Source organism: Nocardia exalbida NBRC 100660 (assembly GCF_000308575.1).
Classification (GTDB): domain Bacteria; phylum Actinomycetota; class Actinomycetes; order Mycobacteriales; family Mycobacteriaceae; genus Nocardia; species Nocardia exalbida.
Genome location: NZ_BAFZ01000159.1, coordinates 38,497 through 54,348 on the forward strand (window position 1 = coordinate 38,497; position 15,852 = coordinate 54,348).

The 15,852-nt window shown below is 67.9% G+C and carries 14 protein-coding genes; 9 read left to right on the forward strand and 5 right to left on the reverse strand.

The window, feature by feature from the left end:
• Positions 1 to 321: 321 nt before the first annotated feature.
• Genes ON29_RS31095 through ON29_RS31125 form a run of 7 tightly spaced genes read left to right on the forward strand, consistent with a single transcriptional unit; the run spans position 322 to position 10,196 of the window.
• A complete protein-coding gene (locus ON29_RS31095; RefSeq protein WP_040871774.1) occupies positions 322 to 1,950 on the forward strand; it encodes an SMP-30/gluconolactonase/LRE family protein in 1,629 nt (542 codons plus the stop codon).
• A complete protein-coding gene (locus ON29_RS31100; protein WP_040871775.1) occupies positions 1,940 to 2,800 on the forward strand; it encodes an SDR family NAD(P)-dependent oxidoreductase in 861 nt (286 codons plus the stop codon). Before ON29_RS31095 ends, ON29_RS31100 begins: the two co-directional genes overlap by 11 nt.
• A gap of 29 nt (positions 2,801 to 2,829) precedes the next feature.
• Positions 2,830 to 4,206 carry an aromatic ring-hydroxylating oxygenase subunit alpha gene (locus ON29_RS31105; protein WP_040871776.1) on the forward strand — a complete coding sequence of 459 codons (1,377 nt, stop codon included), beginning with the start codon at positions 2,830 to 2,832 and terminating at the stop codon, positions 4,204 to 4,206.
• Between the two features lie 57 nt (positions 4,207 to 4,263).
• Complete coding sequence (locus tag ON29_RS31110) at positions 4,264 to 6,093, forward strand: flavin-containing monooxygenase (RefSeq protein ID WP_040871777.1); 1,830 nt, start codon at positions 4,264 to 4,266, stop codon at positions 6,091 to 6,093.
• Positions 6,094 to 6,134: 41 nt separating this feature from the next.
• Positions 6,135 to 7,061 (forward strand): SDR family NAD(P)-dependent oxidoreductase, encoded by a 927-nt coding sequence (locus ON29_RS31115; protein ID WP_040871778.1) that lies wholly within the window; start codon positions 6,135 to 6,137, stop codon positions 7,059 to 7,061.
• Positions 7,051 to 8,757 carry a thiamine pyrophosphate-binding protein gene (locus ON29_RS31120; protein WP_040871779.1) on the forward strand — a complete coding sequence of 569 codons (1,707 nt, stop codon included), beginning with the start codon at positions 7,051 to 7,053 and terminating at the stop codon, positions 8,755 to 8,757. Before ON29_RS31115 ends, ON29_RS31120 begins: the two co-directional genes overlap by 11 nt.
• Positions 8,758 to 8,759: 2 nt before the next feature.
• Complete coding sequence (locus ON29_RS31125; protein ID WP_040871780.1) at positions 8,760 to 10,196, forward strand: aldehyde dehydrogenase family protein; 1,437 nt, start codon at positions 8,760 to 8,762, stop codon at positions 10,194 to 10,196.
• A 343-nt stretch (positions 10,197 to 10,539) separates the two neighbouring features.
• Here the strand turns inward: ON29_RS31125 and ON29_RS31130 are convergent, their stop codons facing one another.
• The 3 genes from ON29_RS31130 to ON29_RS31140 form a co-directional block, all read right to left on the reverse strand.
• Complete coding sequence (locus tag ON29_RS31130) at positions 10,540 to 11,379, reverse strand: patatin-like phospholipase family protein (RefSeq protein ID WP_051175799.1); 840 nt, start codon at positions 11,377 to 11,379, stop codon at positions 10,540 to 10,542.
• Between the two features lie 250 nt (positions 11,380 to 11,629).
• Complete coding sequence (locus ON29_RS31135; RefSeq protein WP_040871797.1) at positions 11,630 to 11,956, reverse strand: hypothetical protein; 327 nt, start codon at positions 11,954 to 11,956, stop codon at positions 11,630 to 11,632.
• A gap of 424 nt (positions 11,957 to 12,380) precedes the next feature.
• Entirely contained in the window at positions 12,381 to 12,806 is a 426-nt protein-coding gene (locus ON29_RS31140; protein ID WP_040871781.1) for a DUF4383 domain-containing protein, read from the reverse strand.
• Between the two features lie 549 nt (positions 12,807 to 13,355).
• On the opposite strand from ON29_RS31140, the gene ON29_RS31145 reads away from it, so the two are divergent.
• Positions 13,356 to 13,538, forward strand: coding sequence for a hypothetical protein (locus ON29_RS31145; RefSeq protein ID WP_040871782.1), 183 nt, complete (start codon positions 13,356 to 13,358; stop codon positions 13,536 to 13,538).
• An 80-nt stretch (positions 13,539 to 13,618) separates the two neighbouring features.
• On the opposite strand, the gene ON29_RS31150 is transcribed toward ON29_RS31145, so the two are convergent.
• The gene (locus ON29_RS31150; protein WP_040871783.1) at positions 13,619 to 13,924 is read right to left on the reverse strand and encodes a hypothetical protein; all 306 of its coding nucleotides are present in this window, start codon (positions 13,922 to 13,924) and stop codon (positions 13,619 to 13,621) included.
• Positions 13,925 to 14,097: 173 nt separating this feature from the next.
• Positions 14,098 to 14,688, reverse strand: coding sequence for an HdeD family acid-resistance protein (locus ON29_RS31155; protein ID WP_040871784.1), 591 nt, complete (start codon positions 14,686 to 14,688; stop codon positions 14,098 to 14,100).
• Positions 14,689 to 14,903: 215 nt separating this feature from the next.
• On the opposite strand from ON29_RS31155, the gene ON29_RS31160 reads away from it, so the two are divergent.
• A partial coding sequence (locus ON29_RS31160) for a glycosyltransferase family 9 protein (RefSeq protein ID WP_040871785.1) occupies positions 14,904 to 15,852 on the forward strand: 949 nt, incomplete at its 3' end.

Below are 15,852 nucleotides of genomic sequence, written 5' to 3' on the forward strand. Positions count from 1 at the left end.
CCCTTTACGGTTCGGCCGCAGAGCGTCCATCCGTCAGCCGAACCCACAGCGCGGCCCCGTCCCCAAGCGGAAATATTGGCGCCCAGTGTCATCCAGCCCCTTGACGTGGGACCCCGCGGTCATAGCGAGGCGCTCGGCGGCGACGCTCGACAACCCTGGTGCGAACCTACTCAGAGGTAGCTAACCAATCAAGTATTGCTATCCTTACGAGGATTGAAGTAGCGTGGCCCACGACATACGGCCCGACCCACATGGGTGCCGGATTCCCGTCGCCCGGACCTCCGGCCCGGGCTGTGCCAATGGATATCGACTTCACATCGCATGGGAGGCCCCGCCTTGACTCGAGGGGCGCGCTACAGCACCACCACACCGATAACCCTCGCCCAGGGGTGGAGCGTTCGACGACTCACCCCGCCGAGCCGCCTGTTCGGTGCGAACGGCCTGCGGACGGGTGCCGACGGCCGGATCTACGTCGCCCAGGTGGCGGGCAGCCAGATCAGCGCACTCGACGTCGCCACCGGCGACCTCGAGACCATCAGCGCCAAGGGCAGCGACATCATCGCCCCCGACGACCTGGCCTTCGATCCCGAGGGCAATCTCATCGCCACCGAGTACATGGACGCGCGGGTCAGTATGCGCGGCACCGACGGCCGCACCCGGGTGATCCGCGACGATCTGCCGGGCGCCAACGGCATCACGGTGCACAACGGCCGGTTGTTCGTCAACGAATGCCGGGTCGGCGGCCGACTCATGGAGCTGCCGCTGGACGGCAGCGCGCCGCGCATCCTGCAAGACAACCTGCCGATGCCCAATGCCATGGAGGTCGGCCCCGATGGTCTCCTCTACTACCCGGTCATGGGGACCAACGACATCTGGCGGATCGATCCCGACGGAGGTGCGCCCGAACGAGTCGCCGGTGACCTCGGTGTGCCCGACTCGGTCAAGTTCGACTCCGCGGGCTTCATCGTCTCCACCCAGGTGCAGACCGGCGAGGTGCTGCGAATCAACCCGCGCACCGGGGACCGTCAGGTGCTGGCGAGCCTGGATCCCGGATTGGACAACTGCACTTTCGTCGGCGACCGGCTGTTCGTCTCGAACTTCTCCGGCGAGATCACCGAGATTCTCACCGGCGGCCGGACCCGGCCGGTCCTGGAAGGCGGCCTGCTGTGGCCGCTGGACCTGACCGTCGGCCACGACGGCAATCTCTACGTCGCCGACGGCACCTTCTTCTACGTCTTGCGCGACGGCCGATTGCACACGGTCGCCTCCCTTTTCAGCGCGGGCAACCCCGGCTATGTTCGCGGCGTCAGCGCCGTCGGATCGGGCGAGTTCCTGTGCGCCACCTCCACCGGGCAGATCGCGTACTACCGCCCGGGCACGGACGAGGAACCCGAGATCGTCGCCGACGGGTTCGATCAGCTCTACGGGGTCGCGGCAACCGGGAACGGGATGATCGTGGCCGCGGAACTCGGCGCGGGCCGGGTGATGTCGATCCGCTCCGGCCAGGTCGACGTACTGGCCTCCGGGTTGAACGCCCCGATGGGTGTCGCGTTCGGCCCGGACGGCACGCCCCTGATCTCCGAATCCGGAGCCGGGCGGATCGTCTCGATCAGCGGCGCCGGAGTCGACACGGTGGTGGACGGACTGGAGAAGCCGCAGGGAATTCTGGTGCGGGGCAGACAATTGCTGGTCCTCGACGCCGGTTCGCAAACCTTGGTCTGCGTCGATCTCGAGACCAAGGCGCGGCAGACGCTCGCCGCGAACCTTCCGGTCGGCGCGCCGCCCGGCGTCGTCGCCAAACCCTTGCGCGGAACTCCCCCGTTCTCCGGACCCATGGGCCCGTTCGCGGGGCTCGCCGCCGGACCGGACGGCACGATCTATCTCTCCGCCGACGCCGAAGGCAGTGTGCTGGCACTGCGCGGGAAGGCACGACCCGGCCATGACCGATGACGGGCTCACACAAGACTTCTTCGGACTGACCGGGCGCGTCGTCATCGTCGCAGGCGCGGGCGGTGGCGGTATCGGCACCGCCGTCACGCGCCTGATCGCCAGGGCGGGCGCCACCGTGATCGGGGTGAGCCGCTCGAAGGAGAACCTCGCCGAGCATGTCGAACCCCTTGCGGCGGAGGGCCTTTCCGTGCTGTCCGTCGCGGCCGACGTCGGCACCGAGGAGGGTGTCGCGACCGTGCTCGAACACGCCCGCTCGGCGCCCGGCGAGTTGCACGGACTGGTCAATGTGGCGGGCGGCGCCGCGGTGCGCACCTGGATGCCCGCCACCCGGGTGACCCGGGAAGACTGGCGGGCGTTGTTCGCCCAGAACCTGGAGACGATGTTCTTCATGAGCCAGGCTGTGGCCGCGGAGCTCAAATCACAAGGCCGGCCCGGTTCGCTGGTGTCGCTCTCCTCGATCAGCGGGATGAACACCGCACCGTTCCATATCGCCTACGGCACCGCGAAGGCGGCGCTGGTCGCGGCAACCCGCACCTTGGCGGTGGAGCTGGCCCAGGACGGCATCCGGGTGAACGCCATCGCGCCGGGCGTCACCGAGACACCGGCCTCCGGCACCTACGTCGACGACGATACCCAGCGCGACCGCCGGGCCATCGCCATGGGCAGACGCGGGCGACCGGAGGAGCAGGCGGGCCCGATCCTGTTCCTGCTGTCGGATCTGTCGACCTACGTCACGGGCCAGACCCTGCTGGTGGACGGCGGCCTGAACCTCAGGTGGACCCATCTCGGGGATGACCATACCTCGCTGTTCCTCAAGGACGAAAACTTCCGCGCATCCATCACCCGCTGACGCACCCGAGTTATCACCAGGAGCATGTCATGAGCGAAACGACCAACGGGGCAACGACTTCCGCGACCGCCGAACCGTTGTCGACGCCGATGACGATCGGCGTCGAGGCGTACATCTCGGAGGAATACGCACGCGCCGAGGGCGACAAGCTCTGGGCCAAGGTGTGGCAACAGGTCGAACGGGTCGAGGAGATTCCCCGGGTCGGCGACTTCCTCACCTACGAGATCCTCGACGATTCGATCATCGTCGTGCGCACCGCCCCGGACACCATCCGGGCCTACCACAACGTGTGCGCGCACCGCGGCCGCAAACTGATCGACACCCCGGATGGCGCGCACGACGCCCGCGGCAGTCGCAAACACTTCGTGTGCGGTTTCCACGGGTGGCGTTACGACCTGGAGGGCCGCAATACCTTCGCGGCCGAGCGCAAGGATTGGTCCTGCGGTCTCACCGAGCGCAACGACGGGTTGAACCAGGTGCGGGTCGACACCTGGGGCGGTTGGATCTGGATCAACATGGACCCCGACGCGGAACCGCTGCGGGAGTATCTGGAGCCCGCGGCCGAGCTGCTCGAACACTTCGAACTGGAGAACATGCGCTACCGCTGGCGGCGGTGGCTGACCTTCGATTGCAACTGGAAGGTCGCCTTCGAGGCGTTCATGGAGACCTACCACGTGCCCTACACCCATCCGGAGTTCATGAACTTCGGCACTTTCCTCGGATGGTCGCGGGCGCAGGGCAAGCACAGCAATATCGGCTACGACGCTCCCAAGGGCATGGAGGAGAACCAGGCCAAGGTGCGCGTCGGCGGCGGTCCGGACGCGCGCGTCTCCACCGCCACGCTACAGAACTTCACCTGGGAGAACGCCAATACCAACACCACCCGCACGCTGGTCGACGTCGCCAATCGGCTGGTCGACGAACTGCCCGAGGGCACCCCGGCCGGCGAAGTGCTGCGCTACTGGCTCGACACCGCGCGATCGGAGGACGAGGCACGCGGCGTGGTCTGGCCGAAGGTCGACCCCGACATCGTCGCCAGGGCCGGCACCGCGTGGCAGATCTTCCCCAACTTCCAGATCGGCCACGCACTGAACAACATGCTGTGCTACCGGTTCCGCCCCTACGGCTACGACCCGGGCAAGTGCATCTTCGAGGCCGCTGTGTTCGAACTCTTCCCGCCCGGCCAGGAGCCGCGGACCGAGTGGGAGTACACCCCCGCCGGCGACCCCGGTTGGCGGACCGTCCTACCGCAGGACTTCGCCAATATGGCCGCGGTCCAGCAGGGCATGAAGAGCCGCGGCTTCTCCGGGCCGAAACCCAACCCCTATCGCGAACGCAGCGTGGTGAATCTGCACCACAACCTCGCCGAGTACATGGGTACCGGCGAGCCGCGCGACCTGACCTGACGAGCGGGCCCCGCCCGGTCCGCCACCGACGACCGAGACAGAGATCCAGGAATCCGAATGCAAGAGTGCAAGCCCACGGTTACGCCCGATGTCGATCGGGAGGCCCTCCGCGCGAAATATCTCGCCGAACGCGACAAGCGCCTGCGGCCCGAGGGACAGAAGCAATATCTGCTGACCGAGGGCGAATTCGCGGATTACTACGAGGAGGATCCGTACACGCCGGTCGAGCCGCGAGACGAGATCACCGACGAGATCGAGGTGGCGATTCTCGGTGGCGGTTTCGCCGGTCTCATCGCCGCGCACCGGTTGCGGCAGGCCGGTGTAGACGATTTCCGGATCATCGAATTGGGCGGTGACTTCGGCGGGGTCTGGTACTGGAATCGCTACCCCGGCATCCAGGTCGACTCGGACAGCTACTGCTATCTGCCGTTGCTCGAGGAAACCGGCTACATGCCGAAAGAGAAGTTCTCCTTCGGCGACGAGTGCTACGAACACGCCCAGCGCATCGGCAAGCACTTCGGCCTGTACGAGAAGGCGATCTTCCACACGCTGATCCGGTCGCTGGAATGGGACGAGCAGATCGGACGGTGGCGGATCGCGACCAACCGGGGCGACGACATCCGCGCCCGGTTCATCGTGATGTGCCAGGGTCCGTACAACCGGCCGAAACTGCCCGGCATCCCCGGCATCGCGCAGTTCCAGGGCCACACGTTCCACACCGCGCGCTGGGACTACGCGTACACCGGCGGCACGCTGAAGGGCGGCCTGGACAAGCTCGGCGACAAGAAGGTGGCCATCATCGGCACCGGCGCCAGTGGTATCGGGACGATCCCACATCTGGCCGAAGGCGCCGGACACCTGTACGTGTTCCAGCGGACGCCGTCCTACATCTTCGAGCGCGGCAATACCGTGACCGACCCCGAATGGGTGAACTCGCTGCGGCCGGGCTGGCGGGAGGAGCGGCAGCGGAATTTCCACAACGCCGCCTACGCGTTCTACTCCCCGGGTGAGCCGGACCTGATCTGCGACGGCTGGACCGAGGTCGCCCGCAACGTGGCCGCCCACCTGGACGCCACCGGCGGTTGGGCCGAACTGGCGACGAATCCGCTGAAGGTCATGGAGCTCAAGGAGGCCGAGGACTACCGCGCGATGGAGCGGGTGCGCCGCCGCGTCGACGAGATCGTGACGGACGAGGCGACGGCCGAGGCTCTCAAGCCGTACTACCGGCACCTGTGCAAACGGCCGGGCTTCAGCGACAACTACCTGCCGGCGTTCAACCGCCCGAACGTCACGCTCGTCGATGTCTCGGACACCAAAGGGGTGGAGCGCATCACGGCGAAGGGCATCGTCGCGCACGGTGTCGAATACGAGGTCGACTGCATCGTCTTCGCCAGCGGCTTCGAGATCAGCAGTGACATCGACCGCAGGCTCGCCATCCAGCCGTTCGCCGGGCGAGGCGGCCGGTCGCTCTACGAGCACTGGAGCGCGGGATTCCGCACCCTGCACGGGATCATGTCGCACGGGTTCCCGAACCACTTCGCGACCGGGTTCGTCCAGGGCGGGGTGACCGCGTCCACCACGCGGATGTTCGAGCAGCAGGCCGATCACATCGCCTACATCATCTCCGAAGCCCTGGCCCGGGGGGCCACCACGGTGGAGCCCAGCGCGGAGGCCGAGGAGGCGTGGATCGCGACCATCCGGGCCAATTCGTTCGACAACAGCAACTTCGTCCGGGAATGCACTCCGGGCTACTACAACAGCGAGGGTGAACCGGACGGGCGGTCGTTCCTCGGTGACCCCTTCTGGGGTGGCTTCTACGTGCTCGAGGACCTGCTGCGGGACTGGCGCGACACCGGCCGGTTGGAGGGTCTCGTCCTGGGCGAATGACGAGTCCCCCGCCATCACGACGCACCTGTGAGAGGACCACCTTGCCAGAACTCAGATTCGACGATCGCGTTGCGGTGATCACCGGCGCCGGAAGGGGTTTGGGCCGCGCCTATGCGCTGCTGCTCGCCTCGAAGGGAGCCGAGGTGGTGGTCAACGACCTGGGCAGCAGCGTGCGCGGCGACAGCGTCGAGGCGAACCCGGCCGCGGAGGTGGTCGCCGAGATCGAAGCGGCGGGCGGCACCGCCGTCGTCTGCACCGAGTCGGTGGCCACCCCCGAAGGGGGGCGCGCGATCATCGACACGGCGCTCGACCGGTACGGCCGCCTGGACATCCTCGTGCACAACGCGGGCAACGTCCGCTACGGTTCGCTGCGGCAACTGAGCTATGAGGATTTCGACGCGGTGCTCGACGTGCACCTGCGCGGCGCGTTCCACGTCGTCCGGCCCGCGTTCCCGGTCATGGCCGAGGCGGGTTACGGCCGCGTGGTGCTCACGTCGTCCATCGGCGGGCTGTACGGCAACAAGGGCGTGGCCAACTACGCCATGTCGAAGGCAGGCATGATCGGCCTGTCGAATGTGATCGCCCTGGAGGGAGCCGAATTCGGCATTCTCGGCAACGTCATCGTGCCCGCCGCGGTGACGCGACTGGCCGACGGACTCGACATCTCGTCCTATCCGCCCATGGGACCGGAACTGACGGCGCCGGCCGTCGGCTGGCTCGCCCACGAGTCCTGCTCGATCACCGGCGAGATGCTGGTGTCGGTCGCCGGACGGGTGGCCAGGGCCTACATCGCCGAGACCCCCGGGGTCTACCGCCCCTCGTGGACGGTCGAAGAGATCGGCGAGCAGATCGACGCGATCCGCGATACGACCGGCTCCTGGATTCTGCCCGCCGTTCCCTCGGGGCACAGCGATCACATCAGGAAGAGTTTCGAGCTAGCCACGGAAGCAGGACAGCATGCCCGTTAAGGTCTACGAACGTATTCTTCAGCTCTTCGAAGCCGAGGGCATCAATACGATATTCGGTATTCCCGACCCCAATTTCGTGCACATGTTCCACCTCGCCGAGGAACGCGGCTGGAATGTCGTCGCGCCGCATCACGAGGAATCGGCCGGTTTCATGGCCGAGGCGGTGTCGCGGATGACCGGTAAGGCCGCGGTGTGCATCGGCACCCTCGGGCCGGGCGTCGCCAATCTGGCGGGCGCGATGATGTGCGCGAAGGTCGAGAATTCGCCGGTGATCTTCCTCGGCGGGCAGCGCGCCCGGATCACCGAGCAGCGGGTGCGGCGCGGGCGTATCCAATTCGTCAAGCAGGCCGAGCTCTTCGCGCCGTCGGTGAAGTACCACGCCAGCATCGAATACGCCGACCAGACCGACGAGATCATTCGCGAAGGCTTGCGCCGCGCACTCACCGGAACACCCGGGCCGGTCTACATCGAGTGGCCCAAGCACATCATCCAAGAGGAACTCGACGTTCCGGAACCCTTGCCGCCCAGCCGGTATCGCCTCGTCGGCCAGACCGCGGGCCAGGACCGGATCGAGGAGGCGGCGCGGCTGATCCGCGCGGCGCGACAGCCGGTCCTGCTCGTCGGGCACGGCGTGCACACCACGCGCGCCGGGGACTCGGTGCGCGCGCTCACCGAGCTGATGGCCTGCCCGGTTATCCAGACCTCCGGCGGTACTTCGTATATCGAGGGACTCGAGGACCGCACCTTCGCTTACGGCTTCTCGCCGTCGTCCATCGATGCGGTGGTGCGATCTGATCTGTGCCTGGCCGTCGGCACCGAACTCGGTGAACCCGTCCACTACGGGGTGGGCCGGCACTGGGTGGCCAACGAGGCGAACCGGAAATGGATTCTGGTGGAACAGAATCCCGAGGCCATCGGGGTCAATCGCCCCATCGATGTTCCGCTCGTCGGTGACCTGCGCGCGATCGTCCCGCAGCTGGTCGAGGCGCTGAAGGACACGCCTCGCACGCCGTCGCCCGAGCTCGCGGGCTGGATCGAGCGGGACGCCGCCCGGCTCGCCGAGCTGTCGGAAAACGCGCCGTCGGGGCGGTCCCCGGTGCACCCCGCGCGACTCGTCGTCGAGGCGACCGAAGTGTTCCCCTCCGACGGCATCATGGTCCGCGACGGTGGCGCCACCACGATCTTCGGCTGGACCTATTCGCAGGCCAAGCCGCACGACGTGATCTGGAACCAGAACTTCGGGCACCTCGGTACCGGTCTGCCCTACGCCATCGGCGCCTCGGTGGCCGAGGGCAGGAAGCGGCCGGTCATGCTGGTCACCGGCGACTCGTCGTTCCTGTTCCACATCGGCGAACTCGAGACCGCGGCGCGGCTGAACCTTCCGCTGGTCTGCGTGGTGGCCGTGGACTACGCGTGGGGCCTCGAAGTCGGGGTCTACAAGGGGCTTTTCGGGCCCGGCTCGCTGGAGACCGGTACGCACTGGAGCACCGACACCCGCCTGGACAAGGTCGCCGAGGGCTTCGGCTGCTACGGCGAATTCGTCGACCACGACCAGGACATCGCCCCCGCCATCAAACGGGCGTACGCCAGCGGCAAACCGGGCGTCATCCACGTGGCCGTAGACCCGAAGGCGAACTCCGAGGAGATGCCGAGTTACGACGAGTTCCGCACCTGGTACGCGGAAGGGACGCAGTAGTCATGCGCGAGTATTCCCAGTTCTATATCGACGGCGCCTGGGTCGACCCGGCCGAGGCGCAGTTCTTCGAAGTCGTGAACCCGGCGACCGAAGCGGTGTGCGGCACGGTCGCAACCGGGTCGGCCGCGGACGTGGACCGGGCGGTCTCGGCCGCCCGCGAGGCGTTTCCCGCCTGGTCGGCGTCCTCGGTGCCGGAACGGATCGCGTTGCTGCGCGCCATCGGCGCGGAGTACGGCAAACGCGCGGGCGACCTCGCCGCCGCGCTGACCGAGGAGATGGGCGCACCTAGCGCGCTGGCCTGCGGATTCCAGGTGGACCTCGGGGCCGGGCACCTGTCGACCGCCATCGAGGTCCTGGAGAATTTCGCCTTCGAGCAGCGGCGCGGCGCCACCCTGGTCGTCAAGGAGCCCATCGGCGTGTGCGGCCTCATCACGCCGTGGAACTGGCCGATGAGCCTGATCGCCGTGAAGGTGTTCCCCGCCCTCGCCACGGGTTGCACGACGGTGCTCAAGCCGTCGGAACGCTCGCCGTTCACCGGGCAGATCTTCGCCGAGATCCTCGATGCCGCAGGCGTTCCCGCCGGTGTCTTCAATCTGGTCCAGGGCGACGGCCCCAGCGTCGGGGTGCCGCTGTCGGCGCATCCGGACGTGGATCTGATCTCCTTCACCGGCTCCACCCGCGCGGGCATCGAGATCGCGCGTAATGCCGCGCCCAGCGTCAAGCGGGTCACCCAGGAGCTGGGCGGCAAAAGCGCGAACATCGTGCTCGACGACGCGCACTTCACCACCAATGTCGCCGCCGCGATCGGCCCGATGATGATGAACTCCGGCCAGACCTGCAGCGCGCTGTCGCGCATGCTGGTCCCCCGTGCCCGCATGCACGAGGCCATAGACACCGCCCGCCGAGCCGCGGCCCAGCTCAGCGTGGGCGACCCCACCGGTGATGCGGCGCTGGGCCCCGTCGTCTCCGGTTCGCAGTTCGACAAGATCCAGGCGTTCATCCAGAAGGGCATCGACGAGGGAGCCACGCTGGTGGTGGGCGGCACCGGCCGCCCCGACGGACTCACCAAGGGCTACTACGTGCGGCCCACCGTGTTCGCGAACGTCACCAACGACATGACCATAGCCCGCGAGGAGATCTTCGGCCCGGTGCTGGCCATCCTCGGCTACGACAGCGTCGACCACGCCGTCGAGATCGCCAACGACACCGAGTACGGACTCGCGGGCAATGTCGCGGGCTCCGATCTGGACCAGGCCCGCTCCGTGGCCCGCCGCATCCGGTCGGGCTGGATCACCATCAACGACGCCTTCGACTTCCACGCCCCCTTCGGTGGCTACCGCAAGAGCGGAAACGGCCGCGAATGGGGCGAATTCGGATTTCACGACTACCTGGAGATCAAGGGCATCCTCGGGTACGCACCGGAAGAATCCGGGTCGTAGCGGAGTGCGCGTATGACGGGGAACAGATGGCTGTGATGGCAGGATGGTGGACGCAGTTGGTCGTCCTGGGCGCTGTCGTGTCGGTGCTGGTGCTGGTGGCGATCGTGCTGAGGCCGGCGGTCGGCAATCTCGCCACCCACGACGATGCGGATCGACCCCACGACAGCCCGCATTCCGGCCGCGAGCGAGGCGGTTCCGGAGCTGACCGTACTGGCCGCGGTCAACCAGACCAGACGATCCGTTCGCCCGTGAGGAAGGCCCCTACCAGCCGCGGGCACACCAGGAATCCGGACGATGTAGCGGCAGGTAACCATCCTTTTGCTCAGGACGGGGCACACCCAGGTCAGGGGTTCGGCCAGACATCCTTCAGTCGCAGCGCCGCCTCGGCGGACTGGCGCACACCGGCCGCATGGGCGGGGGCCAGCGCGGCCGGGTCGAACACATCGAGCCCGAACGCGGCGATGGCGTCGTCGTCGGGCACTATGGAAATCTCTGTGGCCGAACCCAATTCACGATCGCTGGCGATGCGCGGGAACATGTGCGCCAAGGGTTCGACGATCACCACGACGTCCGCGCCCGCGGCCAGGTCGGCGTTCACCGGTGAGCGCAACCCGCCGTCGATGTAGTGGCGGCCGTCGATCGGAATCGGCGGGAAGACACCCGGCACCGCCGTGCTCGACGCCAGCGCGGCGGGCAACGACGCCGCGCCGTCCCTGGTCCACGCGCGCAACTCGCCGGTGGTGATGTCGATCGCGGTGACGATCAGATCGCGCGCGGGCCACTGTGCCACACCGGCCAGCCCACCCATGCGCGCGATGTGCTCGTCCGGATCACCCACCTGTGCGGCCAGCGCCAGTTCACCCGCCCGGCGGCGCGCCTGGGCGGGATCCTGTCCGGGGGCGCGCAGGACGGCGAATGCCTCCGCCATCCGCGCCGGATCCGCCTGTACCGGCGCCGACGTCGACCGCGGCCGCAGCAGACGCGCCGGGTCACCGCCGTCGGCCAGGACCGCGCCGACCACCGCCCCGGCCGAGGTGCCGACGAACCGGTCCGCCAGGGACAAATCGATTCCACTGTCGCGCAGCCCGGTAGCCAATCCCGCCAACCACGCGAGGCCGACCTGACCACCTCCACCGAGCACGAGCGCGACCGACAATCCGTTGGGTGACACCGTTTCCGACATACCGATCAGCCTATCCGTCCCGGTCGCGACAACCGTCACGCTCGATCGGCCGCCCTTCGCTACCGGCGGTGACAGGTCTCCACGTGGACGTCGGTGACGACCCCGACGAGACCGGGACCCTGATTCACGTATCCGATGCCTGTCCCATTGTCCGGCAGCGACATACCGCGCTCATCCAAGCGCCTGGGTCACCTCGACGACAGCGCGGCCCCCTCGTGCCACAGCAGAACGCTCCCCGGCACCGGGCGAACTATGCCCAGATGCGCGACAGCGCCGAGCGGGAGTACGTCTGCTGGGGCGTGACCGTGATCAGGTCGCACACCTCGACGAGTTCGGCCGGTACCGCGTTGCCGAAGTGCTGCAGCCCCGGTGCGATGACCGCCTCGACGCCGAAGGTGCGTGCGGCTTCGACCAGGCGATCGACCGGTGCGTCGGTACCGGCGCCGAAGGTCACGGTCTTGCACAGCTCGTACCCCAGCCGCTTGGCCAAACTCCGCATCTGCGCTTCGTCCCAATCCTGGGACACACCCGAGACGTCCTTGCGGAGATATCCCAGCGCGGGTGGTTTGGCCCTCATCGGTACTCCCTCGGCGCGGTCGTTGCTGAAGTGGTCGAAGCGCCTGCACTCCCGCAGCTCGAGCGGCGTCGGCGCATCGAGGAACGGGCTGAGCAAGGTATTGACATCATATGTTGTCTACAGCAGCTGATGTCAACATGTGCGGCGTGCGACGAGTACAACTTTTTCCCGGGCCGGACTCGGCCTCCCACCGAGCGTATCGCCGCTCCTCCGGCATTGCCGGGCTCGCGGACGGACACCGAGATCCATTGGCTCGGCGGCAATCTCCCAGCGGCAAGACACCGGCCCTCGACTAGAACGTGTTCTAGTCGAGGGCCGGTGCCGAAACGCCCCTGCGCCGACCTCCCCGCTACCGAAGCCCCCCACCCCACCGCCCTCGGTCATCCCGGCGCGGGCGGCTCGATCGGGCTGGGTCGGGCGCGCTCTATTCCAGAATTCCGGACTGCCGGCCCGCTCCGGGCGCTTGGGTCACGGGCCGCCGCGCCAAGACCACTCCCAGCGCGATCATGCCGGCACCCAGCACGAAGTGCAGCCAGTTGTCCGCCGTATCGAGCGGCACGAAGTTGGCGTCGCTGTCGGGGTTCACGAGGAGTCCGTACAGCCACAGGATCAGATATACGACACCGCCACCGATGAGGTACGCACGCGCCGACGCGGCGGCACGGGCCGCCAGCACTCCGGCGAACCCGAAAACAAGATGGACCACGTTGTGCAGCACGGACACGCTGAACAAACCGAGCAGCTGAGCCTGGGAGTGATGTCCCGCCCAGTCGAGTTCGCTGTAGTCGGTGGTGATCCCCGGGATGAAGCCGAGGATGCCGACCAGGAGGAATACCGCTCCTACGGCCATGGCGGCGACCTGAAGAGGAGACCGCCGATCTGTCGTCGCGCCGGGTGGGGAAGTAGTAGACATCGCCGAGCCGACCCTTTCCGCTGGTAGTGGGTACCTTCGTCCCCGTGCTACCCCGGCGGGAAGTGGGCAAACAGGCAGGCTGCACGCTCGTCGGGGCACATGGTGGTCGACGGCCCGGACGACGTGGGCGGACGGACGTGGTGGCGCCACGGTCGACGCGTCGATGGTGGACATCCGGCCGCACACCGAACGGGTGCGACGCCGGGCGACCGGGACCCGCCCCACACACCGGATCGCCAGTGACGCGCCGTGATCCTCGTCTCCTGCGCCGACTACATCGGAGCCGTGCCGCACCGAGGAACCGGCGTCCGCGCTGGTGCGACGGGCCGGGCAGACGTCGATGGCGGCTTCGTTCGCGGTGCGCGGCGGCCGCCGTCGACTCGCGTAGGCCACTCGCTCGGGCAATACTGTGCACGACTCGAAAACAACTGTCCGCCTTGGTAAGCCAACGCAGTCTGTCAGCCGGATGGGTGATGCCCGGGAGGCATGGCAGTGTTGGTGTGGTGCGTTGTGGCGATGATCGTCGCCGTCCTGTTGGGCACAGCGGCAACGGCGATGGTGTGGGATCCGCGCGGCCGTCGCCGCGCGACCGTCACCGCGCCGATTCCGGTGCGGGCGACCGCGGAGTCCGCGGTGCCGAGCGCAGGCGATTGGCCGCGCACGCGCTGAACGGAACACGGCGCCGTCCGCGAGTTCGGGCGATCAGGCGGCGAGGCGGTGTCCCGCCTCGCCGCCACCTCGGTCACTCGTCAGCTGACGGAGACGCTGCCGCCCTTGGGCAGGTAGCCGATCTTCTCCACCGGCAGCTCGCCGACCACGGAGCCGGTGCAGTCCCGGCCGGAGTACAGCGTGACGGCACGATCGGTGCTGTTGACGACAGTGATCTGGAACGTGGTGTAGAAGGTTCCGTCGGTGTTCAAGCAGCCCACCGGATCCGCGTGCAGCTCACCGTTGATCGACAGCGTTCCGACCGCGGCCTGCGCCGTCCCCGCCGACAGCATGGCCGCGGCCCCCGCCAGGGCCAGCGCACCGACAAACCCAGCAGTACGAATCATTCGTGCCTCCAGTTCTTTTCGATGTCGACCAACCCCGAAGCCGACGTCTCGTGAAAATGCGCCTGTGATTCTGTCACGAGTTCCAGCGGGACGGAACCGTGCTGGTCGAGACGCCGGGAGACACGACATCGCGCGGCCGGGCGCAGGTAACACCCGGCCGAGCGTTTCCGCGATCAGGCGGCGGCGTGCGCGGCGCCGACCGCCGCGGTGTCCTTGCGAACCCCGAACGCCACGATGATCTCCACGATGCCGAGGATGATCAGCCACACCCCCGCCAAGACGGCGAGGGTGGCCACCGACCGCACCGGCCAGATGATCAGCACGACGCCGGCGGCCGCGGTCACGACGCCGAAGAACACCTGCCACCAGCGCCCCGGCATCCCGGGTTCGGAGATCGCGGCTACCAGCAGCGCGATCCCGCGGAACAGCCAGCCGATGCCGATCCACAATCCGAGCAGCAGGATCGAGGCCAATTCGTCGCGGAAGCAGAAGACGCCGACCACGATGGACAGCACCCCGATAACGAACGCCAGCACGCGCAGACCGGCGCCGCCAGGCGCTCCGAAGGCCGCGATCAGCTGCAGGAAACCCGTGACCACGAGGTAGACGCCGAAAATGATGCCCGCCGCCAGCAGGGTGATGTCCGGCCAGGCCAGGATCAGGATGCCGAGGATCACCGCGAGAATGCCGGTGACCAGAATGGTTTGCCACGCACGGCGGGCAAGAGACTGCAGGGGACCCTCTACCACGCTGTTTGTCGTCATGCATTGATGCTATAGCTCACCCCCTCGGGTTTTCTGCCCATTTGCCCAGTGGGCCGCAACATGCTGGATCAGCCTGGTACTGCGGCGTTGCCCGGAGTTCACGTTTCGCCGCCCGTGCGGTCGGGTAGTCATCTCGGAGTGACTCTTCGTTGGCGCCCCCGGGGGTGAACGGGTGGGTCGGGGTTCGGTGAGACTCGGGTGGCTAGGAGAAGAGGGTGGCGGTTCTGCTCGTGTTGCAGGCGCGTGGGCTGGGTGACCTACTCACCGCGGTCCCGGCTCTCCGCGCACTGCGCCGGGCCAAACCGCACGATCGCATCGTTTTGGCGGCCCCGCAGCGACTGAAGCCGATCGTCGATCTGATCGCCTCGGTCGACGCGCTCGCGCCCACCACCGATCCGGGCAGCCTGCGCTGGGACGCACCTCCCCCCGAGTTGGCGGTCAACCTGCACGGCGCGAGCGCCGAAAGCATCGTCGCGCTGTCCAGGACCCGGCCCGGACGCATCCTCTCCTTTCGCAACGCCGCGTTCCCCGAGCTGTCCGGCCCGGAATGGGAACCCGAGATGCACGAGGTGGACCGCTGGTGTCATCTGCTGGAGTACGGCGGCATCGGAGCGGATCGCCGCAATCTCGGACTGGTTCCGCCGGTGTCGACGACCAGCCGCCGCGACTGTGTGGTCGTGCACGTCGGCGCGGGCGCACCGGCGCGCCGCTGGCCGCCTGATCGTTTCGCCGCGGTGGTGCGGCACCTGCTGATGCTCGGACGCGAAGTGGTCATCACCGGCGACGAGTACGAACGCCAGCTCGCGCTGGGCATCGCCGCCCGGGCGGGGCTGCCCGTCGGCCGGGTGCTCGCCGGAGAGCAGAACCTCATCGATCTGGCCGCCACCGTCGCCGAGGCCGCCCTGGTGATCTGCGGGGACACCGGAGTCGTAGGCCTGGCCACGGCGTTCGGCACCCGCACCGTCCTGTTGTTCGGCCCCACCCCGCCCCGGCGGGCCGGTCCGCCCGCGCACCTGCTCGGCCGGCACGCGGTGCTGTGGACCGGCCACGTCGGCGACCCGGACGCCGACGCCCCCGACCCGGGTTTGCTGCAGATCGGGGTCACCGAAGTGATCAATGCCGTCGACAAGCAGTTGAGCAAGCGCAACTGGCCCGGGACGGGCT

Excerpts from the sequence above, each read along its gene's own strand:
- ON29_RS31140 (WP_040871781.1), bottom strand. The coding sequence starts at position 12,806 with ATGGCCGTAGGAGCGGTATTCCTCCTGGTCGGCATCCTCGGCTTCATC.
- ON29_RS31110 (WP_040871777.1), top strand. The coding sequence starts at position 4,264 with ATGCAAGAGTGCAAGCCCACGGTTACGCCCGATGTCGATCGGGAGGCC.
- ON29_RS31130 (WP_051175799.1), bottom strand. The coding sequence starts at position 11,379 with ATGTCGGAAACGGTGTCACCCAACGGATTGTCGGTCGCGCTCGTGCTC.
- ON29_RS31125 (WP_040871780.1), top strand. The coding sequence starts at position 8,760 with ATGCGCGAGTATTCCCAGTTCTATATCGACGGCGCCTGGGTCGACCCG.
- ON29_RS31145 (WP_040871782.1), top strand. The coding sequence starts at position 13,356 with ATGGCAGTGTTGGTGTGGTGCGTTGTGGCGATGATCGTCGCCGTCCTG.
- ON29_RS31100 (WP_040871775.1), top strand. The coding sequence starts at position 1,940 with ATGACCGATGACGGGCTCACACAAGACTTCTTCGGACTGACCGGGCGC.
- ON29_RS31150 (WP_040871783.1), bottom strand. The coding sequence starts at position 13,924 with ATGATTCGTACTGCTGGGTTTGTCGGTGCGCTGGCCCTGGCGGGGGCC.
- ON29_RS31120 (WP_040871779.1), top strand. The coding sequence starts at position 7,051 with ATGCCCGTTAAGGTCTACGAACGTATTCTTCAGCTCTTCGAAGCCGAG.
- ON29_RS31135 (WP_040871797.1), bottom strand. The coding sequence starts at position 11,956 with ATGAGGGCCAAACCACCCGCGCTGGGATATCTCCGCAAGGACGTCTCG.
- ON29_RS31105 (WP_040871776.1), top strand. The coding sequence starts at position 2,830 with ATGAGCGAAACGACCAACGGGGCAACGACTTCCGCGACCGCCGAACCG.
- ON29_RS31095 (WP_040871774.1), top strand. The coding sequence starts at position 322 with ATGGGAGGCCCCGCCTTGACTCGAGGGGCGCGCTACAGCACCACCACA.
- ON29_RS31155 (WP_040871784.1), bottom strand. The coding sequence starts at position 14,688 with ATGACGACAAACAGCGTGGTAGAGGGTCCCCTGCAGTCTCTTGCCCGC.